The organism is Streptomyces thermolilacinus SPC6, assembly GCF_000478605.2.
Lineage (GTDB): Bacteria > Actinomycetota > Actinomycetes > Streptomycetales > Streptomycetaceae > Streptomyces > Streptomyces thermolilacinus.
Window position 1 is genome coordinate 1,065,858 of record NZ_ASHX02000001.1, and the last position, 25,477, is coordinate 1,091,334.

General features: G+C 69.0%; 19 protein-coding genes. 3 read left to right on the top strand and 16 right to left on the bottom strand.

What is annotated here, in order from left to right:
- Positions 1-15 precede the first annotated feature (15 nt).
- The 5 genes from J116_RS04640 to ngcE all read right to left on the bottom strand — a co-directional run bounded on the left by J116_RS04640 (position 16) and on the right by ngcE (position 6,128).
- A complete protein-coding gene (locus J116_RS04640; RefSeq protein ID WP_028964651.1) occupies positions 16-1,110 on the bottom strand; it encodes a sugar ABC transporter substrate-binding protein in 1,095 nt (364 codons plus the stop codon).
- A gap of 120 nt (positions 1,111-1,230) precedes the next feature.
- A complete protein-coding gene (locus tag J116_RS04645; protein ID WP_023590514.1) occupies positions 1,231-2,442 on the bottom strand; it encodes an ROK family transcriptional regulator in 1,212 nt (403 codons plus the stop codon).
- A gap of 225 nt (positions 2,443-2,667) precedes the next feature.
- Complete coding sequence (locus tag J116_RS04650) at positions 2,668-3,606, bottom strand: carbohydrate ABC transporter permease (protein WP_023590513.1); 939 nt, start codon at positions 3,604-3,606, stop codon at positions 2,668-2,670.
- Between the two features lie 11 nt (positions 3,607-3,617).
- Positions 3,618-4,541, bottom strand: a complete 924-nt coding sequence (locus J116_RS04655; protein ID WP_023590512.1) for a carbohydrate ABC transporter permease — start codon at positions 4,539-4,541, stop codon at positions 3,618-3,620.
- 105 nt (positions 4,542-4,646) lie between these two features.
- Positions 4,647-6,128 (bottom strand): N-acetylglucosamine/diacetylchitobiose ABC transporter substrate-binding protein, encoded by a 1,482-nt coding sequence (ngcE, locus tag J116_RS04660; protein ID WP_023590511.1) that lies wholly within the window; start codon positions 6,126-6,128, stop codon positions 4,647-4,649.
- 341 nt (positions 6,129-6,469) lie between these two features.
- On the opposite strand from ngcE, the gene J116_RS04665 reads away from it, so the two are divergent.
- Positions 6,470-7,084, top strand: a complete 615-nt coding sequence (locus J116_RS04665) for a DUF4291 domain-containing protein (RefSeq protein ID WP_201258794.1) — start codon at positions 6,470-6,472, stop codon at positions 7,082-7,084.
- A 197-nt stretch (positions 7,085-7,281) separates the two neighbouring features.
- Here J116_RS04665 and acnA read toward each other — a convergent pair whose 3' ends face one another.
- Positions 7,282-9,999: an aconitate hydratase AcnA gene (acnA, locus tag J116_RS04670; protein ID WP_028964650.1), complete on the bottom strand. Its 2,718-nt coding sequence runs from the start codon at positions 9,997-9,999 to the stop codon at positions 7,282-7,284.
- 732 nt (positions 10,000-10,731) lie between these two features.
- On the opposite strand from acnA, the gene J116_RS04675 reads away from it, so the two are divergent.
- Together J116_RS04675 and J116_RS04680 are read left to right on the top strand one after the other, a co-directional pair.
- Positions 10,732-11,388, top strand: a complete 657-nt coding sequence (locus J116_RS04675; RefSeq protein ID WP_037948664.1) for a class I SAM-dependent methyltransferase — start codon at positions 10,732-10,734, stop codon at positions 11,386-11,388.
- Positions 11,389-11,622: 234 nt separating this feature from the next.
- Entirely contained in the window at positions 11,623-13,152 is a 1,530-nt protein-coding gene (locus J116_RS04680) for a UDP-N-acetylglucosamine 1-carboxyvinyltransferase (RefSeq protein ID WP_023590507.1), read from the top strand.
- 367 nt (positions 13,153-13,519) lie between these two features.
- Here J116_RS04680 and J116_RS04685 read toward each other — a convergent pair whose 3' ends face one another.
- From J116_RS04685 to J116_RS04735, 10 genes are all read right to left on the bottom strand, one after another.
- The gene (locus J116_RS04685) at positions 13,520-14,869 is read right to left on the bottom strand and encodes an ATP-grasp domain-containing protein (RefSeq protein ID WP_023590506.1); all 1,350 of its coding nucleotides are present in this window, start codon (positions 14,867-14,869) and stop codon (positions 13,520-13,522) included.
- A 71-nt stretch (positions 14,870-14,940) separates the two neighbouring features.
- Entirely contained in the window at positions 14,941-15,732 is a 792-nt protein-coding gene (locus J116_RS04690; protein ID WP_023590505.1) for an alpha/beta fold hydrolase, read from the bottom strand.
- A gap of 25 nt (positions 15,733-15,757) precedes the next feature.
- Positions 15,758-17,074 carry an MFS transporter gene (locus J116_RS04695; protein WP_023590504.1) on the bottom strand — a complete coding sequence of 439 codons (1,317 nt, stop codon included), beginning with the start codon at positions 17,072-17,074 and terminating at the stop codon, positions 15,758-15,760.
- Positions 17,075-17,115: 41 nt separating this feature from the next.
- Positions 17,116-17,970: a class I SAM-dependent methyltransferase gene (locus tag J116_RS04700; protein ID WP_023590503.1), complete on the bottom strand. Its 855-nt coding sequence runs from the start codon at positions 17,968-17,970 to the stop codon at positions 17,116-17,118.
- Positions 17,971-18,006: 36 nt separating this feature from the next.
- The gene (locus tag J116_RS04705; RefSeq protein ID WP_235617307.1) at positions 18,007-18,183 is read right to left on the bottom strand and encodes an acyl carrier protein; all 177 of its coding nucleotides are present in this window, start codon (positions 18,181-18,183) and stop codon (positions 18,007-18,009) included.
- 4 nt (positions 18,184-18,187) lie between these two features.
- A complete protein-coding gene (locus J116_RS04710; RefSeq protein ID WP_023590501.1) occupies positions 18,188-18,655 on the bottom strand; it encodes a holo-ACP synthase in 468 nt (155 codons plus the stop codon).
- Position 18,656: 1 nt separating this feature from the next.
- Complete coding sequence (locus J116_RS04715; RefSeq protein ID WP_023590500.1) at positions 18,657-19,505, bottom strand: class-II aminoacyl-tRNA synthetase family protein; 849 nt, start codon at positions 19,503-19,505, stop codon at positions 18,657-18,659.
- Positions 19,505-20,371, bottom strand: coding sequence for a diiron oxygenase (locus J116_RS04720; RefSeq protein WP_023590499.1), 867 nt, complete (start codon positions 20,369-20,371; stop codon positions 19,505-19,507). Before J116_RS04720 ends, J116_RS04715 begins: the two co-directional genes overlap by 1 nt.
- A 1,414-nt stretch (positions 20,372-21,785) precedes the next feature.
- Positions 21,786-22,352: an EF-hand domain-containing protein gene (locus J116_RS04730; RefSeq protein ID WP_023590497.1), complete on the bottom strand. Its 567-nt coding sequence runs from the start codon at positions 22,350-22,352 to the stop codon at positions 21,786-21,788.
- 124 nt (positions 22,353-22,476) lie between these two features.
- A complete protein-coding gene (locus J116_RS04735) occupies positions 22,477-24,819 on the bottom strand; it encodes an Orn/Lys/Arg family decarboxylase (RefSeq protein WP_023590496.1) in 2,343 nt (780 codons plus the stop codon).
- Positions 24,820-25,477 lie beyond the last annotated feature (658 nt).

A 25,477-nucleotide genomic window follows, 5' to 3' on the forward strand; every position in this document is an offset into this window, starting at 1 on the left:
AGTGCGGGGGCCGGCTTACTTGATGCCGGCCGCGTCGCACGCGGCCTTGTACTCGGGCGTGCAGAGGTCGGCGGCCGTGTAGACCTTGTCGGCGATAATCGTGGAGGCGATGTTGTCCTTGGTCACGATCTGCGCGTCGTACAGCTTGGCCGGGATGTCCTTGAACTCACCGGTGAGGCTGGTGACCTTGGTCGGCGTGAGGTCGTCGAACTTCTCGCCCTTGAGGAGCGCCACGGCGATCTCGGCGGTCGTCTCGGCCTCGGGCTTGATCTGCTTGTAGATCGTGAAGGCCTGCTCGCCCTTCAGGATGCGCTGGAGACCGGCGAGCTCGGCGTCCTGGCCGCCGACGGGGACCTTGATGCCCTGCTTGTTGAGGGCGGTGATGATGCCGCCGGCCATGCCGTCGTTGGCGGAGTAGACGCCCTGGAAGCCGCCCTTGCCGAGGGAGTCGATGGCGGCGCCCATCTTCTTGTTCGCCTCGTCCGGGGACCAGTCCGGGATGTCCTGCTCGTAGACGATCCTGCCGACCTGCTGGTCGAGGACGCTGTGGGCGCCCTTCTTGAAGAGCGGGGCGTTCGGGTCGGTCGGCGAGCCGTTGATCATGACAACGTTGGCGGACTTGGCCCGCGCGCCGAGCGCCTTCACGAGCGCCTCGCCCTGGAGGCGGCCGATCTTCTCGTTGTCGTAGCTGACGTACGCGGCGATGGGGCCCTCGGCGAGCCGGTCGTACGCGACGACCTTGACGCCCTTCTTCTCGGCCTGCTGGACCCAGGACTTGGTCGCCTTGTAGTCGACCGCGTCGAGGATGATCACCTTGACGCCCTGCGTGACGAGCGCGTCGAACTGCTTCTTCTGGGTCTCGGTGTCCTGCGCGGCGTTGTTGTACTTGACCTCGCAGTCGGAGCACAGCTCCTTGATCTTCGCCTCGATGATCGGGCGGTCGAAGGTCTCGTAGCGGGTGGTCTTGTTCTCCGGCAGGAGCAGGCCGATCGTCTTGCTGTCGCCGCCGGCGGCGGCTTCGCCGTCTCCGGCCTTGCCGCAGGCGGCGAGGGACAGGGCCATGGACACCGCGGCCGTACCTATGACGACGCGTCGCGTCATTGCGTTCATTGGGTTGCCTCCCTGACGAGGCCGCGACACTGCGGCCGAGGTGGACGTGAGTCAACTCGGCCGCAGTGCTGTCGTCAAGGAGTAAATTCTTAACGAGATGACAACGGTGCCATGCGTTATCTAAATGAACGCATGCGTGGTCGCACGGCCGTTGGCCTGCCGCGTGTTGTCGAGCAGGGTCGAATCGCCCATTTCACTCAGTACGAGGGCGAGGGCGCCCAGCACCTCGGCGCGCCCGCCGAGGGCGCCCGGCGCGACCGCCAGCTGGCGGGCCGCGCTGGGGATCGCGTACCGCGAGACGGAGTCGCGGATGGGCGCGAGGACCAGCTCGCCCGCCTCCGCGAGGTCGCCGCCGAGGACGACCCGGCTGGGGTTGAGCAGGTTGCAGAGGTTGGCGACGCCGCTGCCGATGTGGCGGCCCACGTCGGCGATGACGCGACGGCAGCCGGGGTCGCCCTCGCGGGCGAGCTGGACGACCCGCTCCATGGTCAGGTCTGGGCCGTGCCCGGGCTGGAGGAGCGGCAGCACGTACCGGGCGGCCGCGAAGGTCTCCAGGCAGCCGCGGTTGCCGCAGCGGCAGACGGGGCCCGACTCGTCGAGCGTGATGTGGCCGATCTCGCCCGCCGTGCCGCCAGGGCCCCGGTAGATCTGCCCGTCGATGACCAGTCCCGCGCCGACACCGCTGGCGACCTTGATGTACGCCAGGTCGCGCACGCCCCGGCCCGCGCCCCACACCATCTCGCCGAGCGCGCCGAGGTTGGCGTCGTTGTCCACGTACACGGGGACGCCGAGGCGGGCGGACAGCTCCTGGCTGGGGTTGATCCCGCTCCAGCCCGGCAGGATCGAGGTGGAGCCGAGCGTCCCGGAGGAGACGTCGATGGGGCCGGGGACGCCGAGGCCGACGCCGATGACCTTGTCCGGGCCGATGCCGGTGGCCTCGATCAGCCGTTTGACCAGCTGCTCAGCCCGGTCGAAGCCCTCGGCGGACGAGGCGTCCACGTCGAGCGGCTCGGACTCCTCGGCGAGCACCTGGTGGGCGAGGTTGCCGACGGCGACGCGCAGGTGGGTGTGGCCGAAGTCCACGCCGATGACGATCCCGGCGTCGCCGCTGAGCGAGACGCTGCGGGCGCGGCGGCCCCCGGCGGAGGTCGGGGTCACCTCGACCGTGCCGCTGTCCTTCAGTTCCCGCACGATGTTGGAGACCGTCGCGGCGGACAGCCCGGTGGACCTGGCGATCTCCGCCTGGGTGAGCGACCCGGCCATTCGGACGGCGCGCACGACCCGCTCGAGGTTGGCGCGATGCAGAGACGTCTGCGACCCCGGAGTCTCCATCGACTCTCTCACTCCTGCCGTTTTCTCCAACATGTGAACTCTAAGCTGAGCGTTTCGCGTTGCTCCCCGTCAAGACCTTGAGCGTCACGAAGCTCCGATGAGCGGCTAATGTCACAAGAAAGACCTGTTATGCCGGTTTTCGGGCAGCAAGAAACCGCCCGCCGGGGTCGGATGGACCCCGACGGGCGGTTCACGGTTCGTACGTACGGACGCTCGCGTCGGCGCCTACTTCAGGGCGCCCGCCGTCAGCCCCGCCTGGACCTGCCGCTGGAAGATCGCGTACACGACCAGCACGGGCAGCATGGCGATCATCATGCCGGCCATCAGGGCACCCCAGTCGTTCTCGTAGCCCTGCTGGAGCGCGATCATCGCGAGGCCCTGGGTGAGGACGTACTTGTCCTCCTCCTGGTTCAGCACCATCGGCAACAGGTACTGGTTCCACTGCCCCAGGAAGTTGAAGATCCCGATGCTGATCAGGCCCGGCTTGGCCATCGGCAGCATGACCTGGAAGAACGTCCTCGTGTGCGAGGCGCCGTCGATCATCGCGGCCTCCGCCACCGATGTCGGCAGCGTCCGGAAGAACGCCGTCATGAAGAAGACCGTGAACGGCAGCGAGTACGCGATGTAGACGAGGATCAGCCCGTGGTACGTCGCCAGCAGCGAGCTGCCGGGGAAGTCCCGCATGACGAAGAACAGCGGGATGACCAGCATGAACACCGGGAACGACATGCCCGCCACGAACAGGTAGTAGACCAGCCGGTTCCCCGGGAACGTGAAGCGGGCCAGCACGTACGCGGCCATGGAGCCGAGCACCATCGTGCCGACCACCGAACCGCCCACGACGATGGCGGTGTTCACGAAGTACCGGCCCATGTTCGCCTCGTTCCAGGCGTTGGACCAGTTCTCCCAGTGCAGCACGGTCGGCAGGCCCCACGGGTCGGTGAGGATGCCGTTGCTGTCCTTGAAGGCGCTCCACAGCACCCACAGCAGCGGCACGCCGACCATCAGCGCCCACAGCACGAGGATGCCGTGCGAGAAGACGTTGAGCACCCCGCCCTCGGCGGAGCGCCCCCGGGCGGGGCGCGGCCCACGGCCCGCGGCGGCCCCGGAGGACGGCCCGCCGGGCACCGGTGCGTTCACCTTCTGGATCTCGTCGGTGGTCATGCGCCTCCCCCTCAGTACTCGATCCGCTCACGCCGCGCGAAGCGCAGGGTGAGCACGGCGAAGGCCATCGTGACGGCGAGCATCGCGACGCCCATCGCGGCGGCGTAGCCGAACTGGCTGTCGCGGAACGCCGTCAGGTACAGCCTGAGCGGCATGACGTCGGTGGCGCCGTCCGGGCCGCCCATGTTCACGGACATGATCTGCACCAGCGCGAAGGCGTCCAGGGCGATGATGCCCATGTACACCCACCCCGTCTGGACGGTGTCCCACAGCAGCGGCAGCGTGATCCGGAAGAACGTGTGGAAGCGGCCGGCGCCGTCGAGCAGGGCCGCCTCGTAGATGTCGCGCGGGATGGACGCCATGGCGGCGGAGAACAGCACGACGTAGAAGCCGACGTGCCCCCACACCATGACCGCGCTGATGCACCACAGCGCGAGGCTCTTCTCCCCCAGCCAGGCGTTCTGGAGCCCGTCCAGACCGACCGCGCCCAGCAGGGAGTTGAGCATGCCGTCGTCGGGGTCCGGGTTGTAGATGTTGAACCAGATGACGGCGATGATCGTGATGGAGATGACCTGCGGGAAGAAGAAGACGAACTTGTAGAAGCGCGATCCGGCGACCCCGGTGACCACCTCGTTCTTCCGCCGCTTGCCGCCCACGTTCAGCATGAAGGCGAAGAACAGGCCCATGCCGAGGGTGACGACGGGCACGAGCGCCAGCATGTAGACGTTGTGCCGCAGGGCGTTCCAGAAGTCGTCGCTCTCCCAGAGCCGTACGAAGTTGTCGGCGCCGACGAACCGGGCGGCGCCCACCAGACCCGACCAGTCCGTCATCGAGATCTGGAAGGCCTGTACGAACGGTGAGATGACGAAGACTGCGTAGATGAGCAGCGGCGGGGCCAGGAACCCCACGATGAATCGGTACTTGCCGTGCTGCATGGGGCTCCCGGCCCTTCCCCTCTTCCGACGGTGCCGCGGTGGTCGTACCGGGCGGCAGGTCGTGCCCGGCGGCGGCACGACTCCGCGGCGGTGGTGCCGATCCGGTCAGGCGGTGCGCTTGAACTTGGTGATCGAGCTGTCCTTGGCCACCTTGTCGGCCTCGGCCTGGGTCTTTTTGATCCAGTCGGCGGCCTTCAGCTCACCGGTGAGGAGCTGCCCGGTGAGGCCGCCGATCTTCTCGTCGGTGAGGGCGGGGTACCACTCCTGGAGCTGGAGGCTGATGAGGTTGTCCCCGGCCTCCTTGAACACCTTGCTGGCGGAGGCGAGGCCCGGCGAGAGGGTCATGCCGTCGGTGGCGTCCATGACGCAGGTCAGGGACTTCACCTTGGTCGCGAAGTTCTGCGCGTGCTTCTTCGACAGCATGATGCGCAGCAGTTCCATGCCTCCGACCGGGTTCCTGCCCTTGGCGGCGACGATGTACGGCTCGCTCGGCTCGGCGCGCAGGGTGCCGTGCGGCATCTTGTCGCCGCCGCCGTCGAAGAGGGCGCCCACCGCCATGCCGAAGCCCTCGGGGGTGGTCGGCGCGGACTCGTTCTCCACCCAGGAGCCGTTGGGCAGGAACACCGCCTTGCCCTTGTTCCACGCGGTCTGCGACTGGATGTGGGTGAGGCCCTGACTGCCCGCCAGGAAGTACTTCTTCGCGGCGAGCTCCTCGTAGTGCTCGACGACCTGCCGGACCGCGTCGTTCGACGTCCAGGCGCCCGGCTCCAGGTTGTCGATGGCGATCCACTTCTCCATGCCGCCGATCTTCGCGATCTGCGCGAAGAGGTTGAAGTGGACGTAGTACGGATACTTGCCCGCGTACGTCCAGGGCGCGAGGCCCGCCTTCTTGATCTCGCCGCAGAGCGCGACCATCTCGTCCAGCGTCTTGGGGTACGTCCAGCCCTTGGAGTCGAGCAGCTTCTGCGAGTACCAGGTGCCGTAGATGGTGAAGGCGTAGTACAGCACGTCGAAGCGGTCGCCGTGCTTGCCCTTCTCGATGGTGCTCGGGTGGATCGTGTCCCGTACCTTCTTCGCCGGGTCGTCGAGGGACGGGGCGTCGAGCAGCGCGGCGAGGTCCTGGAGCTGGCCCTGGGTGGACAGCTTGTTCATGTCCAGGTGGTCGGCGCCGGAGTTGTCGATGACGTCCGGCGGGTTGCCGCCCGCGAAGCGGGGGGTGAGCTTCGGGCCGACCTGCTGGGTGCCGGTGTGCTTCACCTCCGCCTTGTACGTGGCCTTGTAGTCGGCTTCGGCGTCCTTCGCGTACTGGTCGCCGAGCCCGCCCTTGAAGATGAACGCCTCCAGCGGGGCGCCCTCCTTCACCCCGAGGGGATTCCTGGCGGTCTTCTCACCGGTGGCGGCCGACGGGTTGTCGCTGGTGCCGCCACCGCCGCCGGTGGCGCAGGCGGAGAGGAAAGCCATCGTGGGGACGGTGACCAGACCGAGGGCGGCGGACCGCTTGATCAGATCGCGGCGGCCGGGGCCCGCGTGGCCCCCGGTGGTGCTCTCGGGGGTGGAACCGTCGTTGCGGGCGGAAGTGGATCCCATGCTCAAGTCCTCGCCTTCTCCAGGACTCAGGCGGTGTGCCGGTCGCCCGTACTGCTCGCCTCAGGCGAAGGGCCCCGCCACCGCGGTCTGTCGCAGCTAGGGTCTTGCCGGGTGGTGCAGGGAGTCGCGCTGCCGCGCGGCCGTCCCGACGTGAGCGGCGGCCGTGCGGACGCCGACAGGTATAGTCCACTTCTGGTCAGCTGGGCAAGATCGGCAACATCATTCCGCAGGAGTCTTTCCCTAGTTGAGACCTCGCGCGGCCTCCCCCGGGCGTCCCCTCACGCGGCCGCCCGGCGAAATCCGCTGGCCGACGGACGTACGGCGGCGGCATCCTGACGCCCATGCAAGAACCCCTCGTGCAGGAACCCCGCCGACGTATCCGCGCGCTCCACACGGACACGACCGTCACCGTCTACCAGGCCTACGGCCCCGCCATCGGCGTGCCCGCCGCGCGCGACGGGCGGTTCCCGGCGGCGTGGAAGCGGGACCGCATGACGTGGGTCAAGCCGTCCTTCCTGTGGATGATGTACCGCTGCGGCTGGGCGGAGAAGGAGGGCCAGCAGACCGTGCTGGCCGTCGAGATCCAGCGCTCGGGCTTCGAGTGGGCGCTTCGGCACGCCTGCCTGGCGCACTACGACCGGGACCTGCACACCGACCGGGCGGCGTGGCGGCGGGAGCTGCGCGAGGCGCCCGCGCGGGTCCAGTGGGACCCGGAGCGCGACCTGCGCCTGCGGCCGCTGCCGTACCGCTCGCTCCAGCTCGGGCTGTCGGGTGAGGCGGCGCGGCGGTACGCGGACGAGTGGACGGTCTGCATCCGGGACGTCACGCCGCTGGCCCGGGAGGTTCACGCCCTGGTGCGCGCCGGGGACCTGGAGGGGGCACGGCGACTGCTGCCGCGCGAGGAGCCGTACCCGGTGGTGGAGGGGCTGCTGGGCCGGGTGGTCGCGGGGGCCTGAGCCCGGCCGGGGCGGTGCCGACCGTCTGGGCGGGCCCGGGAGGGTGGCCGAGCCGGAGGCGGCCGGGCGGGCGCGCCGACCGTCTGGGCGGACCCGACCGCGCGGGCGGGTCGTCCCGGTACGGCCCCGGGAAATGGCGGAGGGCCGCACCCCGTACGAGACGGGGCGCGGCCCTCGGCCGTTCACCTGCCCGTGGCTCAGCCGCGGATCAGGTTGCGCAGCACGTACTGCATGATGCCGCCGTTGCGGTAGTAGTCGGCCTCACCGGGGGTGTCGATGCGGACGACCGCGTCGAACTCGACGCCCGTGTCGGTGGTGACCTTGACCGTGCGCGGCGTGGTGCCCTCGTTCAGCTCGGTGACGCCCGAGATGGAGAAGGTCTCCTCGCCGGTCAGGCCCAGCGACTGCGCGGACGCGCCCTCCGGGAACTGGAGCGGCAGGACGCCCATGCCGATGAGGTTCGAGCGGTGGATGCGCTCGTACGACTCGGCGATGACGGCCTTGACGCCGAGGAGCGCGGTGCCCTTGGCGGCCCAGTCGCGGGACGAGCCGGAGCCGTACTCCTTGCCCGCCAGGACGACCAGCGGGATGCCGGCGGCCTGGTAGTTCTGCGACGCGTCGTAGATGAAGGAGACGGGGCCGCCGTCCCGCGTGAAGTCGCGGGTGTAGCCGCCCTCGGTGCCCGGCGCGATCTGGTTGCGCAGGCGGATGTTGGCGAACGTACCGCGGATCATGACCTCGTGGTTGCCGCGGCGGGAGCCGTAGCTGTTGAAGTCGCGGCGCTCGACGCCGTGCTCCGTGAGGTACTGGCCGGCCGGGGTGTCGGCCTTGATGGCGCCGGCCGGGGAGATGTGGTCGGTGGTGACCGAGTCGCCCAGCTTGGCCAGGACGCGGGCGCCGGTGATGTCCTCGACGGGGGCCGGGTCCATCGTCATGCCCTCGAAGTAAGGGGGCTTGCGGACGTAGGTGGACTGCGGGTCCCACTCGAAGGTGTCGCCGGTCGGGATCGGCAGCGCCTGCCACTGGGCGTCGCCCGCGAAGACGTCCTGGTAGGACTTGGAGAACATGTCCTCGCCGATGGCGTTGGCCACGACGTCGTTGACCTCGGCCTCCGTCGGCCAGATGTCCTTCAGGTAGACCGGGTTGCCGTCCTGGTCGGTGCCGAGGGCGTCCTTGGTGATGTCCACCTTCATGGAGCCCGCGATGGCGTACGCGACGACCAGCGGCGGGGACGCCAGGTAGTTCATCTTGACGTCGGGGTTGATGCGGCCCTCGAAGTTCCGGTTGCCGGAGAGGACCGAGGTGACCGCGAGGTCGTGCTCGTTGACGGCCTTGGAGACCTCCTCCGGCAGCGGGCCGGAGTTGCCGATGCAGGTGGTGCAGCCGTAGCCGACGAGGTTGAAGCCGACCTTGTCGAGGTACGGGGTGAGGCCCGCCTTGTCGAAGTAGTCGGTGACGACCTTGGAGCCCGGGGCGAGGGTGGTCTTGACCCACGGCTTGCGGGTCAGGCCCTTCTCGACGGCCTTCTTCGCGACGAGCGCGGCGGCGACCATCACGTACGGGTTGGACGTGTTGGTGCAGGAGGTGATCGCGGCGACCGTGACGGCGCCGTGGTCGATCTCGTACGTCGAGCCGTCGGGGGCGGTCACCGGGACCGGCTTCGACGGGGCGCCGTTCGGCGTGTTGGCCGGGGCGTCGGAAGCCGGGAAGGACTCCTTGCCCGCCTCGTCCACGTCGTCCACGTAGTTGCGGACGTCCTGGGCGAACTGCTCGGCCGCGTTGGCCAGGATGATGCGGTCCTGCGGGCGCTTCGGGCCGGCGATGGACGGGACGACGGTGGAGAGGTCCAGCTCGAGCTTCTCGGAGAAGTCCGGCTCGGCGGACGGGTCCAGCCAGAGGCCCTGCTCCTTGGCGTACGCCTCGACCAGCGCGACCTGCTGCTCGGAACGGCCCGTCAGCTTCAGGTAGTTCAGCGTCTCGTCGTCGATCGGGAAGATCGCGGCGGTGGAGCCGAACTCCGGCGACATGTTGCCGATGGTGGCGCGGTTGGCGAGCGAGGTGGCGGCGACGCCCTCGCCGTAGAACTCGACGAACTTGCCGACGACGCCGTGCTTGCGCAGCATCTCGGTGATGGTGAGCACCAGGTCGGTCGCGGTGGTGCCGGTGGGCAGCTCGCCGGTCAGCTTGAAGCCGACGACGCGCGGGATCAGCATGGAGACCGGCTGGCCGAGCATGGCCGCCTCGGCCTCGATGCCGCCGACGCCCCAGCCGAGGACGCCGAGGCCGTTGACCATGGTGGTGTGCGAGTCGGTGCCGACGAGGGTGTCGGGGTACGCCTGGCCGTTACGGACCATGACCGTACGGGCCAGGTGCTCGATGTTCACCTGGTGGACGATGCCGGTGCCGGGCGGGACGACCTTGAACTCGTCGAACGCGGTCTGGCCCCAGCGCAGGAACTGGTAGCGCTCCTTGTTGCGGCCGTACTCCAGCTCGACGTTCTGGCCGAAGGCCTCCTTCGTGCCGAACTTGTCGGCGATGACGGAGTGGTCGATGACCAGCTCGGCCGGGGCCAGCGGGTTGATCTTCGACGGGTCGCCGCCGAGCTCCTTCACGGCCTCACGCATGGTGGCGAGGTCCACGACACACGGCACACCGGTGAAGTCCTGCATGATCACGCGGGCCGGGGTGAACTGGATCTCCTGGCTCGGCTGCGCCTGGGAGTCCCAGCCGCCGAGGGCCCGGATGTGGTCGGCGGTGATGTTCGCGCCGTCCTCGGTGCGGAGCAGGTTCTCCAGCAGGACCTTGAGGCTGTACGGCAGGCGGGCCGAGCCCTCAACCTTGTCCAGCCGGAAGATCTCGTACGACTCGTCGCCCACGCGCAGCGTGCTGCGGGCGTCGAAGCTGTTCGCCGACACGACAGTCTCCTTCATCAATGTGCGCGTTCAACCGCATCCTGCCGCCATGGCATCTCGCCGATCCGCTAAGGTAAGGCTTAGTTAGGTGACCCTTACCCGTACGGGCGACCGCGGTGCGTCGTCAGCAGATATCTCGATGTCGAGATAACTCTAGTACATCACCGCCCCCCGGTCATGCCCCGACGCCCCTATGGCGTCCCACCGACGCCTCCGCGAGATCCCACCGGCACCGCCGGACCGCTCCGCCGACGCGGGCGGCACCGGCTCGTCCCATCCACGGGCGGGAGGGCGACCGCCCTTTCCCGACGGCGGCGCACCGCGCACGGCGACGGCCGGCACGAGCACCAGCGCCTCCACGTCGTGCTCCACCGCTCGACTTCGACGGCCGGCCCAGGGACTCCGACATCTGGTGCGCGGGAACGTACGCCGAGCGGCTGCGGGGACCTCGCGGCGAGGACTCCGTCTCCGCCCGGGCGGAGGCACGGCTGGCCGAGGTGCTCGACGGCCTCCCTCGGCGCGAATACGGGGACATCGCGATCCGCCCGTTCCGGCTGGTGGTCGCCGGCGTGCTCTCGGCCTGGCCGCCGAGCGCCACGGGGACGGCGAGGGCGAGGACGACCGGTCGGCTTCTCCGCCCCGTGGGACAACGTCTACGACGCGTGACCAGGAGACCCACGCCGCCGGACCGCGCGACCGCCCCGCCGGTCGACCCGTGCGCGCCGGTCCGGCAGGATGGGCCGCGTGGTGACCGAGCGACTCGCGGGCGGACTTCGGCGGTTCAACGAGACGTACCCGTGGGACCACAACGCCCACTACCACCGCTGGATCCTCCGGCGGCTGCCCCGCCGGTTCGGGTCGGCGGTCGATGTCGGGTGCGGTACGGGTGACCTGGCCCGGCTGCTGGCCCGGCGCGCCGGGCGCGTGGTGGGCGTGGACGCCGACCCGGAGATCGTGGCGCGGGCCCAGGCGCTCACCCCGGGCGGCTCGGCGGTGACCTTCCGGGCCGGTGACGCGCTCACGGGGCTGCCCGAGGGCCCGTACGACGTCATCACCTGCGTCGCGACCCTCCACCACCTGCCGCTCGCCGAGGCACTGGCCTGCTTCCGGCGGCACCTCGCGCCCGGCGGGACGCTCGTCGTGGTCGGCCTCTACCGGGCGCGCACCCCGGCCGACCATCTGCTCGGCGCCGTCGCGGTGCCGCTCAACGCCGCCGCCGGATGGCTCAGGAACCGGGGGCGGCCCGCGCCCCGGCCCGTCGCGATGACGGCGCGGACCCGGCCCGCCGACATGGAGTTCGGCGACATCGCGCGCGAGGCGCGGCGCGTACTGCCGGGGGCGCGGCTGCGGAGGCGGCTGTTCTGGCGGTACACCCTCGTATGGAGGGGCTGAAGACGCGCCGGGGCTCCGACCGGTCGTCAGCATGCCTCTCCGTACAGGCGCACCTTGTGGTCCGATTCGGGCAATCTGGGCGAATGCCGAGAGATGACCGAGATGCGGGGTATCCGTGGGTTGGTGACACGCCCTCACCCCTGCGGACCTCAACCACCGTACGGCACAAGGGATATCACCCGTTCGGCGCAGTCCAACGAGAAGACCATCTCATATGTGAGATAACCTGCCGCTATGGCAGACGACTACCTCGTACGCATCGGCAGGCTCATCCGTGACGCCCGGCAGCACCGCGGCTGGACGCAGGCGCAGCTCGCCGAGGCACTGGCGACCAGCCAGAGCGCCGTGAACCGCATCGAGCGGGGGAACCAGAACATCAGCCTTGAGATGATCGCGCGCATCGGTGAGGCGCTCGACAGTGAGATCGTGTCGCTGGGCTACGCGGGACCCATGCACCTCCGGGTGGTCGGCGGCCGCCGCCTCTCCGGCGCCATCGACGTGAAGACGAGCAAGAACGCGTGTGTGGCGCTGCTGTGCGCCTCGCTGCTGAACAAGGGCCGCACGGTCCTGCGCCGGGTGGCGCGGATCGAGGAGGTCTACCGGCTGCTGGAGGTCCTCAGCTCCATCGGCGTCCGCGCGCGCTGGATCAACGACGGCACGGACCTGGAGATCGTGCCGCCCACCGAGCTGGACATGGAGGCCATCGACGCGGACGCGGCCCGCCGCACGCGTTCGATCATCATGTTCCTCGGGCCGCTGCTGCACCGGATGCGCGCCTTCAAGCTGCCGTACGCGGGGGGCTGCGACCTCGGCACGCGCACGATCGAGCCGCACATGATCGCCCTGCGCCGCTTCGGCCTGGACATCACGGCCACGGAGGGGCTCTACCACGCGCTGGTGGACCCGTCCGTGTCGCCGGACCGGCCGATCGTCCTGACCGAGCGGGGCGACACGGTCACCGAGAACGCGCTGCTGGCCGCGGCGCGCCACGACGGCGTCACCGTCATCCGCAACGCCTCCTCCAACTACATGGTCCAGGACCTGTGCTTCTTCCTGGAGGCGCTGGGCGTGCGCGTGGAGGGCATCGGCACGACGACGCTCACCGTGCACGGCGTGCCGCACATCGACGTGGACGTGGACTACTCGCCGTCCGAGGACCCGGTCGAGGCGATGAGCCTGCTGGCCGCGGCGGTCGTCACGGAGTCGGAACTGACGATCCGCCGGGTGCCGATCGAGTTCCTGGAGATCGAGCTGGCGGTCCTGGAGGAGATGGGCCTCGACCACGACCGCACGGCCGAGTACTCGGCGGACAACGGCCGTACGCGGCTGGTGGACCTGACGGTACGGCCCTCCAAGCTGGAGGCGCCCATCGACAAGATCCACCCGATGCCGTTCCCCGGCCTGAACATCGACAACGTGCCGTTCTTCGCGGCCATCGCGGCGTCCGCGCAGGGCCAGACCCTCATCCACGACTGGGTCTACGACAACCGCGCCATCTACCTCACGGACCTCAACCGCCTCGGCGGCCGCCTCCAGCTCCTGGACCCGCACCGCGTCCTGGTCGAGGGCCCCACCCGCTGGCGCGCCGCCGAGATGATGTGCCCGCCCGCCCTGCGCCCCGCGGTGGTCGTCCTCCTGGCCATGATGGCCGCCGAGGGCACGTCCGTCCTGCGCAACGTGTACGTCATCAACCGCGGCTACGAGGACCTGGCGGAACGCCTCAACTCGGTGGGCGCCCAGATCGAGATCTTCCGCGACATCTGACACACCTTCGGAAGACTGCCGTCGCACCCCGTCTGACCTGCTACTCAGCGGGTCAGACGGGCTCTCCCGATGCTGTTTATCAGGTTCGTCTTCCGGTGTCCGAAGTCGACCATCGGCCTCGTCGCCGATACCTGATACGCGCCCGGACCGTGCCCCGCTGGGTGATCGAAGTGATCGGCCTGCTCTCCTCCCGCGCCCCGCGCCTGGACCGCGCATGCAAGAAGATCGCCCGCGATGGCGGGGGCGTCGTCCTGCTGGACGGCGCCCTCACCCGCACCCGCCGCCGCACCGGGAAGGCGGACCGCGCCGACTGCTCCGGCGGACGCACACCGCCGCCATCGGCGTACGAGGGTCGATCCGTGTGGTACTACGTGTCCTGCGGCTCGACCGACAGCGACACCGCCGCACGGATCCGGTGTTCGAGCTGGTCGAGTTCCTCCTCGCTGTCGGCGTCGATGAAGAACGTCACGGCCCGGTCGTGGGAGGAGCTCAGGGGCCTGAGCTCGCTGCCCCGGCTCTTGAGAGCGAGCACCGACCGCAGCGTCGGCGAGTCTCCCGCCTGGCCGGGCATGGGCTGCTGCCACAGATCGGTGTCGCCGACCCACGTCACCCCGACGCCCGGCCAGTCCACCGAGACGCCGCGCAGCACGCCGACCGGGTGGTTCAGATAGACCTGGCGGGCGTATCGGCTCGGGGCCGGGTACGCGGTGTCCTCGCCGAGCGCGATCCGGATGACCTGCTCCTCGATGGCCTGCCCACAGGCCAGCCAGTAGAGCTGGGTGAGGCCGTCGCCTGGGGTGCGCGACGCGATCTCCATGAGGTATGGCTCTCCCGCCCCGGTCACCCGCCACTCGGAGTGCGAGATCCCGTCCCGGAAGTCCAGCGCCCGCAGCACCTCCCGATCAGCTGCCAGCAGCAGTTCTGTTGTGTCCTTCCCCGCGGTTCTGACGCGAGGGGACGGTACGGAGTGGGCCAGCTCGACGAAGGTGCGGTCGGTGGATTCGGTCGTCTCCTTCCTGGTCACGGAGGCGAAGCGGATCTCGCCGGCCTGCACCAGGGATTCCACCGAGAACTCCTGCCCGATCACCCGCTGCTCGATCAGCACGGTCTCGTGCGCGGGGTAGCCGTCCAGCAGTGCCGCGACTTCGCTGGGCCCGTCGCAGGCGAGCACCCCGGAGCTGGCGTGCCGGGTGGCGGGCTTGACCACCACCGGGTACTTGATCGCCTCGAGGTCGACGGACCGGCGCATGGCCGGCGTAACGATGGTCGACTGCGGGCTGAACCGGGCCAGATAGATGCGCTGCAGGTATTTGCTTCGGCACACCCTGCTGGCCCGCAGGCCCGGATGGGGGACGCCGAGCAGGTCGCAGACCAGCCCGGTCGGCTCGACCAGCGTCTCCTCCATCGCGTACGCGCCCACGATGCGGTAGTGCTCGCGCCAGTCCTGGACGATGGCCAGAACGTCGGGGTCGTAGGAGAATTCACGGTCGAGCGCACCGGAGGCGTAGGCGACTTCGGCGATCGCCGCGACCGGGCCGGGCGCGGCGCGCAGCACCGCCTCGGCCTGCTCCCGGCACGAGTCCGGGCACAGGACGAGGACCTTGAGTCCGCGGCGGGCCAGCGCGTTCAGGTATTCGTGGTTGCGGCAGACAACCCGGAAGGCGCCGGTCAGAATGAAGGCCGCGGGTCGTTGTACGCCGGACGGTGCGGCGGCCATGGAGTCACTCCTTGACTTTCGGTGATGGTGGGCGCTTCGGGCGTCGCCGGAGTGCCGCCCCAGGCCGTGGGCTATGTCAGGAATTCCTCGATGATCCGCAGCAGTTCTTCGGGCCTCTCCCTTGCCATCACATGACCTGAGTCGATTTCGACCAGTTCGCTGTCCGGGATTGCCTCCTGGAACTGCCTCGCGTATCTGATCGGCACCAAGTGGTCCTGTTTCGCGCCGATGACCAGGGCGGGGGCAGTAATCCTGGGCAGGTGGTCGCTGATGTCCAGCTCGAGGATGAACTTGAGCATCGCGATCATGCCTGGGGAAGGGCTCAGTCCGGCCCTCAGCGCGAGGCGCTCATGTGCCTGGAGCGAATCGAGATAGCCGTCCGAGAACGCGTTCAGCAGGCCGAAGTCGGCAAACGTGCCTGTGTCCGAATCCGCGAGCCGGAGCCATGTCTTGGTGAGCAGGCGCAGCCATGGATGGGTGTGGTTGGCGAACGCGCCGCCGACGATCAGACGGCGGACAGCCTCGGGTTCGATGGCTGCGGTGGCGGCCGCGACCGCGGCACCGCTGGAGAAGCCGATGATGTCCACCGGACCGCGGGCGGCGGCACGCATCACCCCCAGCACCTGGCTGACGAGCAGATCGATGTCCAACTCGCCTTCGGGCAGCGGGGTGATACTGCTGCCCGAGTGACCCGGGACGATCACGGTGTGGTTCTTCGTCAGGGTTTCGAGCAGCCTGGAGAAGGCGGTTTCCGGATTGCCGTTGACACCGTGCACGAGGACGATATCCGGGCCCTCGCCCTCCACGAAATAGCCGACCGGTATCCCGTCGACGTCGACATGCTTGACCGCTGGACTGGCCATGGGGCTCCTTCCAACCACGCGATAGTTACTCGGTTTCGCCGCTCGACACCCGGTCCGGTCTCCCTGGCTGACCTGCTTGTCCGGCTGGGGTCGGGGGGTTGTCCCCTGGACCATCGCAGCCCCTTGCTGACTCTCCGGCTTGACCGGCGCCAGCGACTACCTCCTCGGCGCCTGCCTGCTCTGAGTGCCCGAACCACCAGGTGAGGAAGGCGGCGACCAGCGCGAACGCCGCGGCTATAGGCAGCAGGAGAGCCGCGGATCCGGTAGTGGCGATGACGACCGCGCCGATGACGCTGGACAGGAAGTTCCCCAGATGCGCGGTGGACACGTTGAGCGCCGTGACCAGCGGTGCGCCCCCCGGCGGCGCGTATCCGATGATGCGGTGCTGCTGCGGCCCGATCACCGAGAAGGAGACCACGCCGCTCAGCGCGTGCATGATGACCACCAGGACGAAACTCTCCCGGATGGGGAGCATCAGCAGGAACACCGCGGAGATGCCGGCGGTGGCGCCGATGACGACGAACCTCGGGTCGTAGCGGTCGGCCAGCGCCCCGGCCATCAGGTTGCCGCCGGTGGCTGCCACGCCGAACACCAGCAGCAGGAGCGCGAGCCGGGCCTGGTCGCCGCCGGTGGCCGGGGCGAACACCGCACTCATGTAGGTGAAGGGGAGGAAAATGCCGATGAACGCCGACAGCGTGACGACCAGGACCCACAGCACCCGACGGTCGGTGAGCGGCAGCAGCCGCTGCCGTAGCGTGCTGCCCTGGTCCAGGCGGATGGATGGCAGCATGACGGCGACCGCCGCCGCTACGATGCCGGAGACGACGGTGACCAGCCAGATCGCCGCCTGCCAGCCCCAGGCGTTGCCGATCAAGGTCCCCAGCGGGGCACCCAGCACGAGCGCCAGGGTCGAGCCGGCGGTCACCATGGCCACCGCGCGCCCGCGACGCTGGTCACCCGCCAGATGCGCGGCCGTCGCGACGGCGCTCGCGCTGAACAGCGCCGCTCCGCAACCGGCCAGCACTCGGGAGACAAGGACCAGGCCGTAGTCCTGCACCAGCGCGGTGACCGCGTTCCCCGTCCCGAGCAGCACCAGGGCGCACACCAGCACCCGCCGCCGGGACCACGTACCGGTGATCGTGGCCAGAACCGGCGACATCAGGGCGTACGCGATGGTGAACACACTCACCAACTGGCCGGCCTCGGCGATGCTGACCTGCAGCGTCCTGCTGATCTCGGGCAGCAGTCCGATGATGACGAAGCCGTCCGTGCTCACCGCGAAGGCGCCCAGAGCCAGGAGCGCGGCACGGGCCCGCCAGCCGCGCTCACCCGTGCCGCTCATCCCAGGGCCTTCGCGGTCGGATCCGGAGACGACGCGCCCACTCACACTCCCGGGCCGGGTCGGGCGGCGTCGGGTGCCGTGGCCTCCGCGTGGACGAGCCAGCTGCGCGGCACACCACGCCGCTCCCGCGGGCGTAGCCCGTACGGCCAGCGGTGCTGCCCCGGGCCCGGCTCGCCCGGCTCCTTCACCACGTGCGCCTTCCAACCCCAGTGCGACAGGAACTCCTCGGGCTCGTCCGTGCCGAACTGCCAGGGGGTGCCGTCCTGGCGCAGGTTCGCGAGGAACTTCTGGTTGAGGGGGGTGCTCAGCATCGACTCGTTCACCATGTCGGTCACCAGCCGGCTGCCCGGTGCCGAGAGACGCGCCAGGGTCTCCAGCAGGCCGCCTGCCTGCTCCGAGGTGAGGAAGAAGAGCAGCCCTTCGGCGACCCAGAGCGTGCGCCGGCCCGGATCATGGCCCGCCTGGAAGAGGGCCACCTCCCAGTCGGCCGTCAGGTCGGCGGCGACCTCGCGGCGCTCGGCCCGGGCCGTGACGCCCAGCCGGGCCAGTCGGCCGCGCTTCTCCTCTATCAGGGCAGCGTGGTCGATCTCGTAGACGACCGTGCCGGCGGGCCAGTCCATCCGGTAGACGCGGGTGTCCATCCCGGCCGCGACGAACACCACCTGCCGAATGCCGGTCTCAACCAGCACCGCGGCGATCGTGTCATCGTAGAACCGGGTGCGGATCGCGAGGAACGGGAGCAGACCGCCGCCGCCGTACTTCTCCAGCAGCTCGAAGCCACGGGGGGCGGCGAGGGCCCGCGCGTATGGGTCCGTGAAAAGACGGTCCTCGGATCTCTCGGATTCGACGGCGCGGGCGGCTGATGTCCACTGGGCCGTATAGGAGATGGGTTCCATCGCTCACTTCCTTCGAAGTTCGGGCGGATACCTCGGTCAGCTGCTTCCACTGAAGAACGTCTTCTCGATCGTGGATATCGTTTCGAAGTCACTGATTCTGATGGTGTCGAGATCGATCTCCACGTCGGCCGCCGCCTCGATGGTGTAGACGAGATCGACGAAGGACAGCGAGTCCACCAGTCGGCTTTCCAGGATGTTCTCGTCGCTGCCCACATGGTCACGACCCGGATTCCGGGCCAGGATCCAAGCCCGAACCGCCTCGATTCCACTGCTGCTCATGATCAGTCCTCTCGTCCGTTGGCTCAGCGCAGACCGCACCGGCGACTGCGATGGCGCACGGTTCGTCGTGCGCGATGCTGATCTCGATGTGCCCGATACCGGCCTGCCGCGCGAGTTCACCGGCTCTCCCGCCCAGCCGCACCACAGGACGGCCGCCCGGCTCCTTGCCGATATCGATATCCCGCCAGGGCAGCGGGCCGCTGGAGGTGTGGAACAGTTTGAAAACCGCCTCCTTGGCTGCCAGCCGCCCGGCGATTCCCGGTACGTCCGGTACGCCCCCGGGAAAGCACAGCGGAATCTCCCGCGGGGTGAGCATCCGGCGGGTGAGAACTTCCGGATTGTCGGCGAGCATCTGCTCAACACGGCTGAAGGGGACCAGATCGATGCCGAGACGGCTGATCGCCACCTCAGAAGCCCGTGGCGGCGACCGTGCGTACGTGCTCCAGTGCGCGCTGGGGATCCCCGTCGTGTGAATCCTCCAGCACGGAGAGCCAGCGTTCGAGACCGAAGGCAACACAGCTGGTGTAGGCGTGCTCACCGCTGCCGGGCAGCGTGATATCGCAGCGTTCGCCGAAGAAGTTCCGGTGGGTGTTGACCGACGCGATGGCCAAATCGCCGTACTGGAGCTCGAACTTCACCGGACTGAGCCGCTGCAACAGGGCACGGGCGCCGCCTTCCTCAAAAAACGGGTCCGTCGCCGCCGTCTTGGTCAGCGGCAGGCCGAGGGCCTCGGCGAAACGCAGGATGCGGTCGGTGAACTCCGCCAGCACCTGCTGGGTGTGATCGAAGCTGCCGAGCGCGACGATCTCCCGCATCTGGAAACTCATCAGCCGGTTCAGTCCGCCGTAACTGGCCTCGTTCCTGAAGCACCGGTTGACCAGTGTCACAAGGGTGTCGCCGGCCAGCTGGCGGCGCTCGTGGAAGAGGTAGGCGCCGTAGCAGGTCGCGTGCGGCAGCCCGAGCCGGGCGTCGAGCAGGCCGGCGCCGGCGAACCGGCCGTCGGACGGCTTGCCGTGGCCGCCCTCCAGGTCGAGGGCCGCCGCGACCAGGTTCAGATGCGGGAAGTTCGTGTACACGTCGAACTTCTCCAGGTCGGACACCGGGTAGATGGGCGGCGGGATGATCTCGCGGGCCCCGGCGGCTCTGCCCCATCCGGTGAAGATGTCGTCGAGTTCCCTGACCAGATCGGTCCGCTCGGGATCCAGGATGACCAGGGCGTCGGTCAGGTCCTGACCCTCGCGCGCAGTCGGCGCCATCAGATGATCCCCGTCTTCTCAAGGAACTTCGACGTCTTGCGGAACACGTTCCGCTCCAACTCGACTCGGGCCGGCGAGTCGAGGAGGGTGCGGCGCACCTGATGGGGGTTCTCAAGGCCGGCGTCGCGGTAGACGTGCGGGTGGTAGAGGGACTCGAAGCTGTACGTCATGAAGCGCCTGACATAAGCGGATATCGCGGTGAGCTCGTCGGCGGTCGAGGTCTTCGCGACGTCCTCGAACAGCATCGACACGAGTTCGCGACCGAAGGCGATGTGCCGGGACTCGTCCTGGTGGTGGATGCGGTTGATGGCCCGGATCGTGGTGTCCAACCGGCTGTCGAGCGCCATCTTGGAGTTGAAGTGGTCGACCAGCTCCTCGAAGATCAGGATCCGTGCGAAGACCAGCAGACTCTCGACATCCGAACGGGTGGACTCCGTGACGTTCCCGGGAGGTTGCCGGTACATCTTGCCGCCGTAACGCAGACAGAACTCGGCGAAGAACCACATGTGCTCGTTCTCTTCGCCGATGAAGTGGTGGAAGAACTCGGAGGGCGTCTCGAACCCGGGCGTGTGGATCCGCTTGGTCACCTCGATGAGGAGTTCGCGGATGCCGTGCACATTAAGGCTGTAGAAATTGATGCTCTCATAGCGCGACAGCCTGTAGAGCTGCTCCGGCGAGAGACGCTCCGCCACTTCGGTCCCGTGGGTGGTGGTGAGTTCCGGGCTCATCCACCACATGTCCTCCGGCAGGCTGTCCGGCCATTCGAAGAGCTGGTAGGGGTTGTAGTAGTCCTCGATCGATTTCGAAGTCAAGCGCTTCAGGACTTCGACAAGTCGCTCGCTGCGGTTTGTCAGAGTGCTACCCATGGCCTCCGGTCATCCCCCGCCCTGGTGGGGCGTCAGCAGTGCGACCGCCTCCCTCCTGGAAGGCGTGCAGAAGGAACGTGTTCAGTCGTCGTCCACCTTGCCGGATAGGTGTCGGCGTACGACCTCGACTACAGAAGCGCATACGACCTCACGTCCTGAGGTCGGCATAGGAATGATGCCACGGTGTCATCTTGAGCTGTCAAGATGCGTGTGCGCTAGGGGAGTTGGGGCTTGCTGGTGGGGTTCGGGTGTAGTTCCGGGTTCCGCGGTCAGCCTGTGACGGGCATGGCGGTGACGGTCTTCCAGATACGGAATTGTTCGGTCATCTCGGCACGGTGCTCACTCGCTGTGAGTATGTGGCGACGGGGGCGGAAGTGGGGGAGCTGCCACCAACCTCGCTCTTTCACTTGGAGTCTGATGATGGCGTCGATTGTCAACCGAGCGGTGGGCAGGACGGTTCGTATCGTGGAAATGGCTGAGTTCCGACGCGGTAGTCGGCGCCCTCCGAGGTCTTTCAGGTAGTGGGCGGTCAGAAATGTGACGCTCAGTTTTTACCCATGATTTTGCAGGTCAGGGGATGGTGTGGGCGGCCGGTGGGATGCTCGGGCTGGTCGGGAGCGTGATCGTTAACAGGTGGTCGTCTGGCGTGGTGGCGGTTGGCCGGAATCGGCTTTCCGGACGACGGTTGCCTCGCACTCTCCGGCAGTGAAGTCCGTTTCCGGCGGGCGCTCACGGCCCCGCCGTCGCCATCGGTGCCTTTGGTTTCGACGCCGGGACCCGGTCGGATGTTGATCGTTCCGCACCACGTGGACGAAATGCGCAGGTTGGGACTGCGGCAGAGCATGAGAAGAACAGGGTCCCGTTTCGACAACGCCGCCGCCGAGTCCTTCTCCGCGGCCCTGAAGGAGGAGACCGACACTCGCAGCTGGCCCGGCCAGGCCACCGCCCGCGCCGAAATCTTCGCTGCGGAAACACCCCACTAGATCAGGCAGCACACCAACAAGGACACGCACTCGCGGCGTCCCGCTGCATCCCGTCACCGTGGCGGTCGTCCTCCGGGGCGACCGAAGATCGCAACCTCACCAGCTCCATCCGGGACGCCTCGATGGTGGGGATCACCTACCGGGAGTTCCCTGGGAGTTCCCTGCGACTTTCGGCTGCATCAGCCAGTACGAAACGCAACAGCCGGAAGGACATTCACGCAGATCAACGCTCTGCGGCGGCCAGGCGTCGCAGGTCACGGCGTTGCCTGGTCTCTTCCGCGACATCTGATGTGACGGCGCGCCGCCGCACCCCGCCTGGCCTGCTGCTCAGCGGCGCAGGGAGGGGTGCGGCGGCGTGGATGACCGGGTACGTGGCCTCGGGCCCACGCGGATGTCCCGTGCAGCATCGACCTGCCGCTTGGGTGACGGGGTCACATCCGGTGGGCCGGTGTGCCGAAGTACCAGTTGCCGGGCGCGTCCAAGTCGGCGCTGGTGAAGTAGTCGATGACGGCCCTGCGGAGTTCGGCCCGTGTCAGGGTGCCGTCCCCGTCGAGGTCTAGGTGGCGGAACGCCTCGTGGACCTCCGTCTCGCTCAGGCCGGGAGCCTGGCCGCGGATGAAGGCGGTGTACTCGTCGACGCGGATGCGGTCGTCTCCGTCGCGGTCGGCGATGTCGACGATCCTGTCGGCGAGTCCGCCCAGGGCGGCATCGGCCCGTTCGGCGTCGCCGGCCAGCGCCGAGGTGGAGGCGACGAACTCCTCGCGACTGATCCTGCCGTCTCCGTCGGTGTCCATCGGAACGTGCACCTCGTGCCAGATGCGCAGGTACGCGTCGATGACGGCCCGTTCCTCCGGGGAGTCCTCCGGGTAGCCGAGTCCCCGGGCGACACTGCGGCCCATCAGGTGGTGGTCGGCTTCGGTGAGTGCGCCGTCACCGTCCCGGTCGAGGTGTCCGAAGCCGGTGTGGATCTTCGCTGTGATGAATTCCTGGGGGGACAAACCTTGCCCTTTCTTGATGGCCGCCGGTCGCTCTTCGACCGGTCGGGGCGGTCGGAGAAGTGCCGTCACGCGCGGTGGCGGACCCGCGGTTCGCGCGATGACGGAGCCGGTGTCGTCACAGCGCTCACGGGCGGGCGTCCTGCGGTTGTGGAAGGACGCATTCGATGAGGTAGTCGCCGGTGGCGGGGTCGAGGGTGACGCCGTGGGTCTCGCTGTGGAAGCCGGGAAAGGCGCGGTCGAAGGCTTCGAGGGCGCCGAGGTAGCGCAGCAGGGGCCCGTCGGCGGCGCCGATGGCTTCTCCGGGCATCAGGACGGGGATGCCGGGCGGGGTGACGGTGACCATGGCGGCGGCGGTGCGGCCGGCCGCCTTGGCCAGGGGCAGGCGCTCGGTGCCGCCGCGGATCAGCTGCTGGTAGCAGTGCTGCGGCGGTACGACGGGCCTGGGGAGCTCCCGGAAGGCCGTGTCGAGGGCGTCGATCAGCGCGGCTTCGGTGAGGTGTTCGTGCATGTCCTGGCACAGCTGCCGCAGGGTGAGGCCGGCGTAGCGGTGCGGATGTGCGTTCACGAGGGCGGGCAGAACCTGCTCGAGCGGGGTGTCGTCGTCGTACAGGGCCTTGAAGTCCGTCAGGGCGTCCATCAAGGTGCCCCACTTGCCCTTGGTGATGCCCATGGAGAAGAGGATGAGCGTGCTGTAGCTGTCGGTCTTCTCCACGACGATGCCGCGGGTGGCGAGGTAGGCGGTCAGGACACGCGCCGGGATGCCCCAGTCGCTGGTTTCTCCGCCGGCGGTGACGCCTGGGCAGGTGAGGGTCACCTTGACCGGGTCGAGCATGCAGTAGCCCTCGGTCATGCCGTCGAAGCCGTGCCAGTCGGCGCCGGGCTCCAGCTGCCAGCAGCTCGGGTCCTGGGCGAGCAAGGCGGGCGGCGCGTCGGCGAAGTCCACGCGTTCGCCGGTCGCCGGGTCGGTGACGGTGTCGGGCTGCCATACGCCGAAGAACCAGCCCGGCCGGTCGCCCGCGGCGGCGATGCGGCGGGCGGTGCGCACGACGGCGCGGCGGAAGCGGATGGCCTCGGTGATCGCCTCGTCGAGGAGCGCCCGCCCCTGGGGGCCGTCCATCATGGCGGTGGCGACGTCCAGCGAGGCGATCGCGGGATACAGCGGCGAGGTCGTGCCGTGCATCATGAACGCCTCGTTGAACCGGTCGTGCTCGACCGGCGCACGCGGCGAGGGTTTGACGTGCACCATCGCCGTCTGGGACAGCGCGGCGAGCAGTTTGTGCGTGGACTGGGTGGCGAAGACCGTGGGCCGTGCCGGGCCGTCGAAGGTGTCGGGGCCGACGGCCATCCCGTACCGGCCCGCGTAGAGGGGATGGAAGCGGGCGTAGGCGAACCATGCCTCGTCGAAGTGCAGCCGCGGCGTGCTGGGGGCCAGCGTCCGCGCGACCTGGAGCGTGTCGTAGCACAGCCCGTCGTAGGTGGAGTTGGTGAGCACCGCGTACTGCGCCTCGGCTGCGAGGGCGCCGGCGGCCAGGGGATGGTCGGCGATCTGCGCGCGCACCGCGTCCGCGCCGGTGCGGGCGGGGGGCAGCGGGCCGGCGAGCCCATAGCCGTTGCGGGTCGGGACCAGGTAGACGGGGCGTGCGCCGGAGATCACCAGTCCGTGCAGGACGGACTTGTGGCAGTTGCGGTCGACCAGGGCGATCTCGTCGCGCATGACGCTGAAGTGGCCGACCATGCGGTCGGCGGTGGAGTCGCCGTGCAGGACGAAGTAGGTGCGGTCGGCACCGAAGACCCGTGCGGCGTTGCGCTCGGCTTCGCCGATCGGGCCGTTGTGCTCGAACAGCGAACCCAGTTCTCCGACCGAGATCGACAGGTCCGTACGGAACAGCCGCTCGCCGTAGTAGTCGAAGAAGGCGCGTCCCGCCGCGGACTTCAGGAACGCGACACCGCCGGCGTGCGCCGGGGTGTGCCAGGAGTACTGGTGGGCGTTGTCGAAGCGGCGCAGTGCCTTGAAGAACGGCGGCAGTACACCGTCCTGGTACGCGCGCGCGGCTGCGGCCACCCGTCCGGCGATGAAGGCGGGGGTGTCCTCCAGGGGCCAGACGTACCCGCTCACCACCTCCGCGACCCACAGCGGCAGCTGCTCGAAGTCCCCGTCCACGTCCTGCGACATGAGCAGGAACACGGGCAGATTGCTGAACCGCCGCCCGATCGCCGCCAGGACCTCCGCCCCGCCGCCTTCCGCGCTGCCGGGGGCGGCCCGCGGGGCCAGGTCCCACGCCACCAGAGCCCCGGCGAGCCCTGCCTCCGTGCGGAGCACGGCCTGCGCGTCGCGCGCATCGGACGCCCACCGCACGTGCAGACCCATGGCCTGGAGCTCCTTGCCGATGCGCTGCAGCTGCTCGCCTGCAGTCCCGCCGCCCTCGTTCATGTCCTGCGACGCCAGCATGATGGTCGCGCTGCTCACGGCCTGCTCCTCACTTCCGATCACCGCTGTACTCGAATGGGGTAACTGGCCGGGATGTGCGGCAACGTCGGTTGCCGGGCGTGATTCACCCGATGGAGTCAGACGGGCGGTCAGGTGGTTTGCCGCTTCGGCTCCGGTCGTCACGGGGGTTCACTCCACTGGGCTGTCCGGAGCTGTGCCGACGTCACTCGACGGCCCACTGGACGCCTGGGCTCGTCAACCAAGGCCTCTCCTCGGGACTTCGGCCCGCAGGCCAACGGGTCCGGACGCCGGACGCCGCGGTGAGCGGCCGGGGCCCGGGCGGCCCCACCCGTCAGGCCGTGGCGCACCCGGACGCTCACTCGGGAAGTCGGGAGGTGCGCATGGCCGGCACGGGACTGCAGATCGACGAGTCCGAGGGACTCCAGCGCGGAGAGGCGCCGGCCCAACGGGTCGGCTGGGCCGGGACGATCAGCACACGGCGATGCAGGTCGTGGACCTGTTCCACATCGGTCCACGAAACGGCCGGGGACAGGGCGGCTCGTACGGCGTCGGCCGCGCGGCGTACTTCGCCGACGTGCGCGCGGTCCGCACGACGACCGCGAGGTCCCTGAGCAGTCCCGGAAGGACGGCGAGGACGGCGGCTCCCCCGCGGCGAAGCGCTTGAGCTGACCACGGG

Bases quoted from the DNA above. Each gene is read 5' to 3' on its own strand.
- J116_RS04640 (WP_028964651.1), bottom strand. From the start codon at position 1,110: ATGAACGCAATGACGCGACGCGTCGTCATAGGTACGGCCGCGGTGTCC.
- J116_RS04645 (WP_023590514.1), bottom strand. From the start codon at position 2,442: ATGGAGACTCCGGGGTCGCAGACGTCTCTGCATCGCGCCAACCTCGAG.
- J116_RS04650 (WP_023590513.1), bottom strand. From the start codon at position 3,606: ATGACCACCGACGAGATCCAGAAGGTGAACGCACCGGTGCCCGGCGGG.
- J116_RS04655 (WP_023590512.1), bottom strand. From the start codon at position 4,541: ATGCAGCACGGCAAGTACCGATTCATCGTGGGGTTCCTGGCCCCGCCG.
- ngcE (WP_023590511.1), bottom strand. From the start codon at position 6,128: ATGGGATCCACTTCCGCCCGCAACGACGGTTCCACCCCCGAGAGCACC.
- J116_RS04665 (WP_201258794.1), top strand. From the start codon at position 6,470: ATGCAAGAACCCCTCGTGCAGGAACCCCGCCGACGTATCCGCGCGCTC.
- J116_RS04675 (WP_037948664.1), top strand. From the start codon at position 10,732: ATGGGCCGCGTGGTGACCGAGCGACTCGCGGGCGGACTTCGGCGGTTC.
- J116_RS04680 (WP_023590507.1), top strand. From the start codon at position 11,623: ATGGCAGACGACTACCTCGTACGCATCGGCAGGCTCATCCGTGACGCC.
- J116_RS04685 (WP_023590506.1), bottom strand. From the start codon at position 14,869: ATGGCCGCCGCACCGTCCGGCGTACAACGACCCGCGGCCTTCATTCTG.
- J116_RS04690 (WP_023590505.1), bottom strand. From the start codon at position 15,732: ATGGCCAGTCCAGCGGTCAAGCATGTCGACGTCGACGGGATACCGGTC.
- J116_RS04695 (WP_023590504.1), bottom strand. From the start codon at position 17,074: ATGAGCGGCACGGGTGAGCGCGGCTGGCGGGCCCGTGCCGCGCTCCTG.
- J116_RS04700 (WP_023590503.1), bottom strand. From the start codon at position 17,970: ATGGAACCCATCTCCTATACGGCCCAGTGGACATCAGCCGCCCGCGCC.
- J116_RS04715 (WP_023590500.1), bottom strand. From the start codon at position 19,505: ATGGCGCCGACTGCGCGCGAGGGTCAGGACCTGACCGACGCCCTGGTC.
- J116_RS04720 (WP_023590499.1), bottom strand. From the start codon at position 20,371: ATGGGTAGCACTCTGACAAACCGCAGCGAGCGACTTGTCGAAGTCCTG.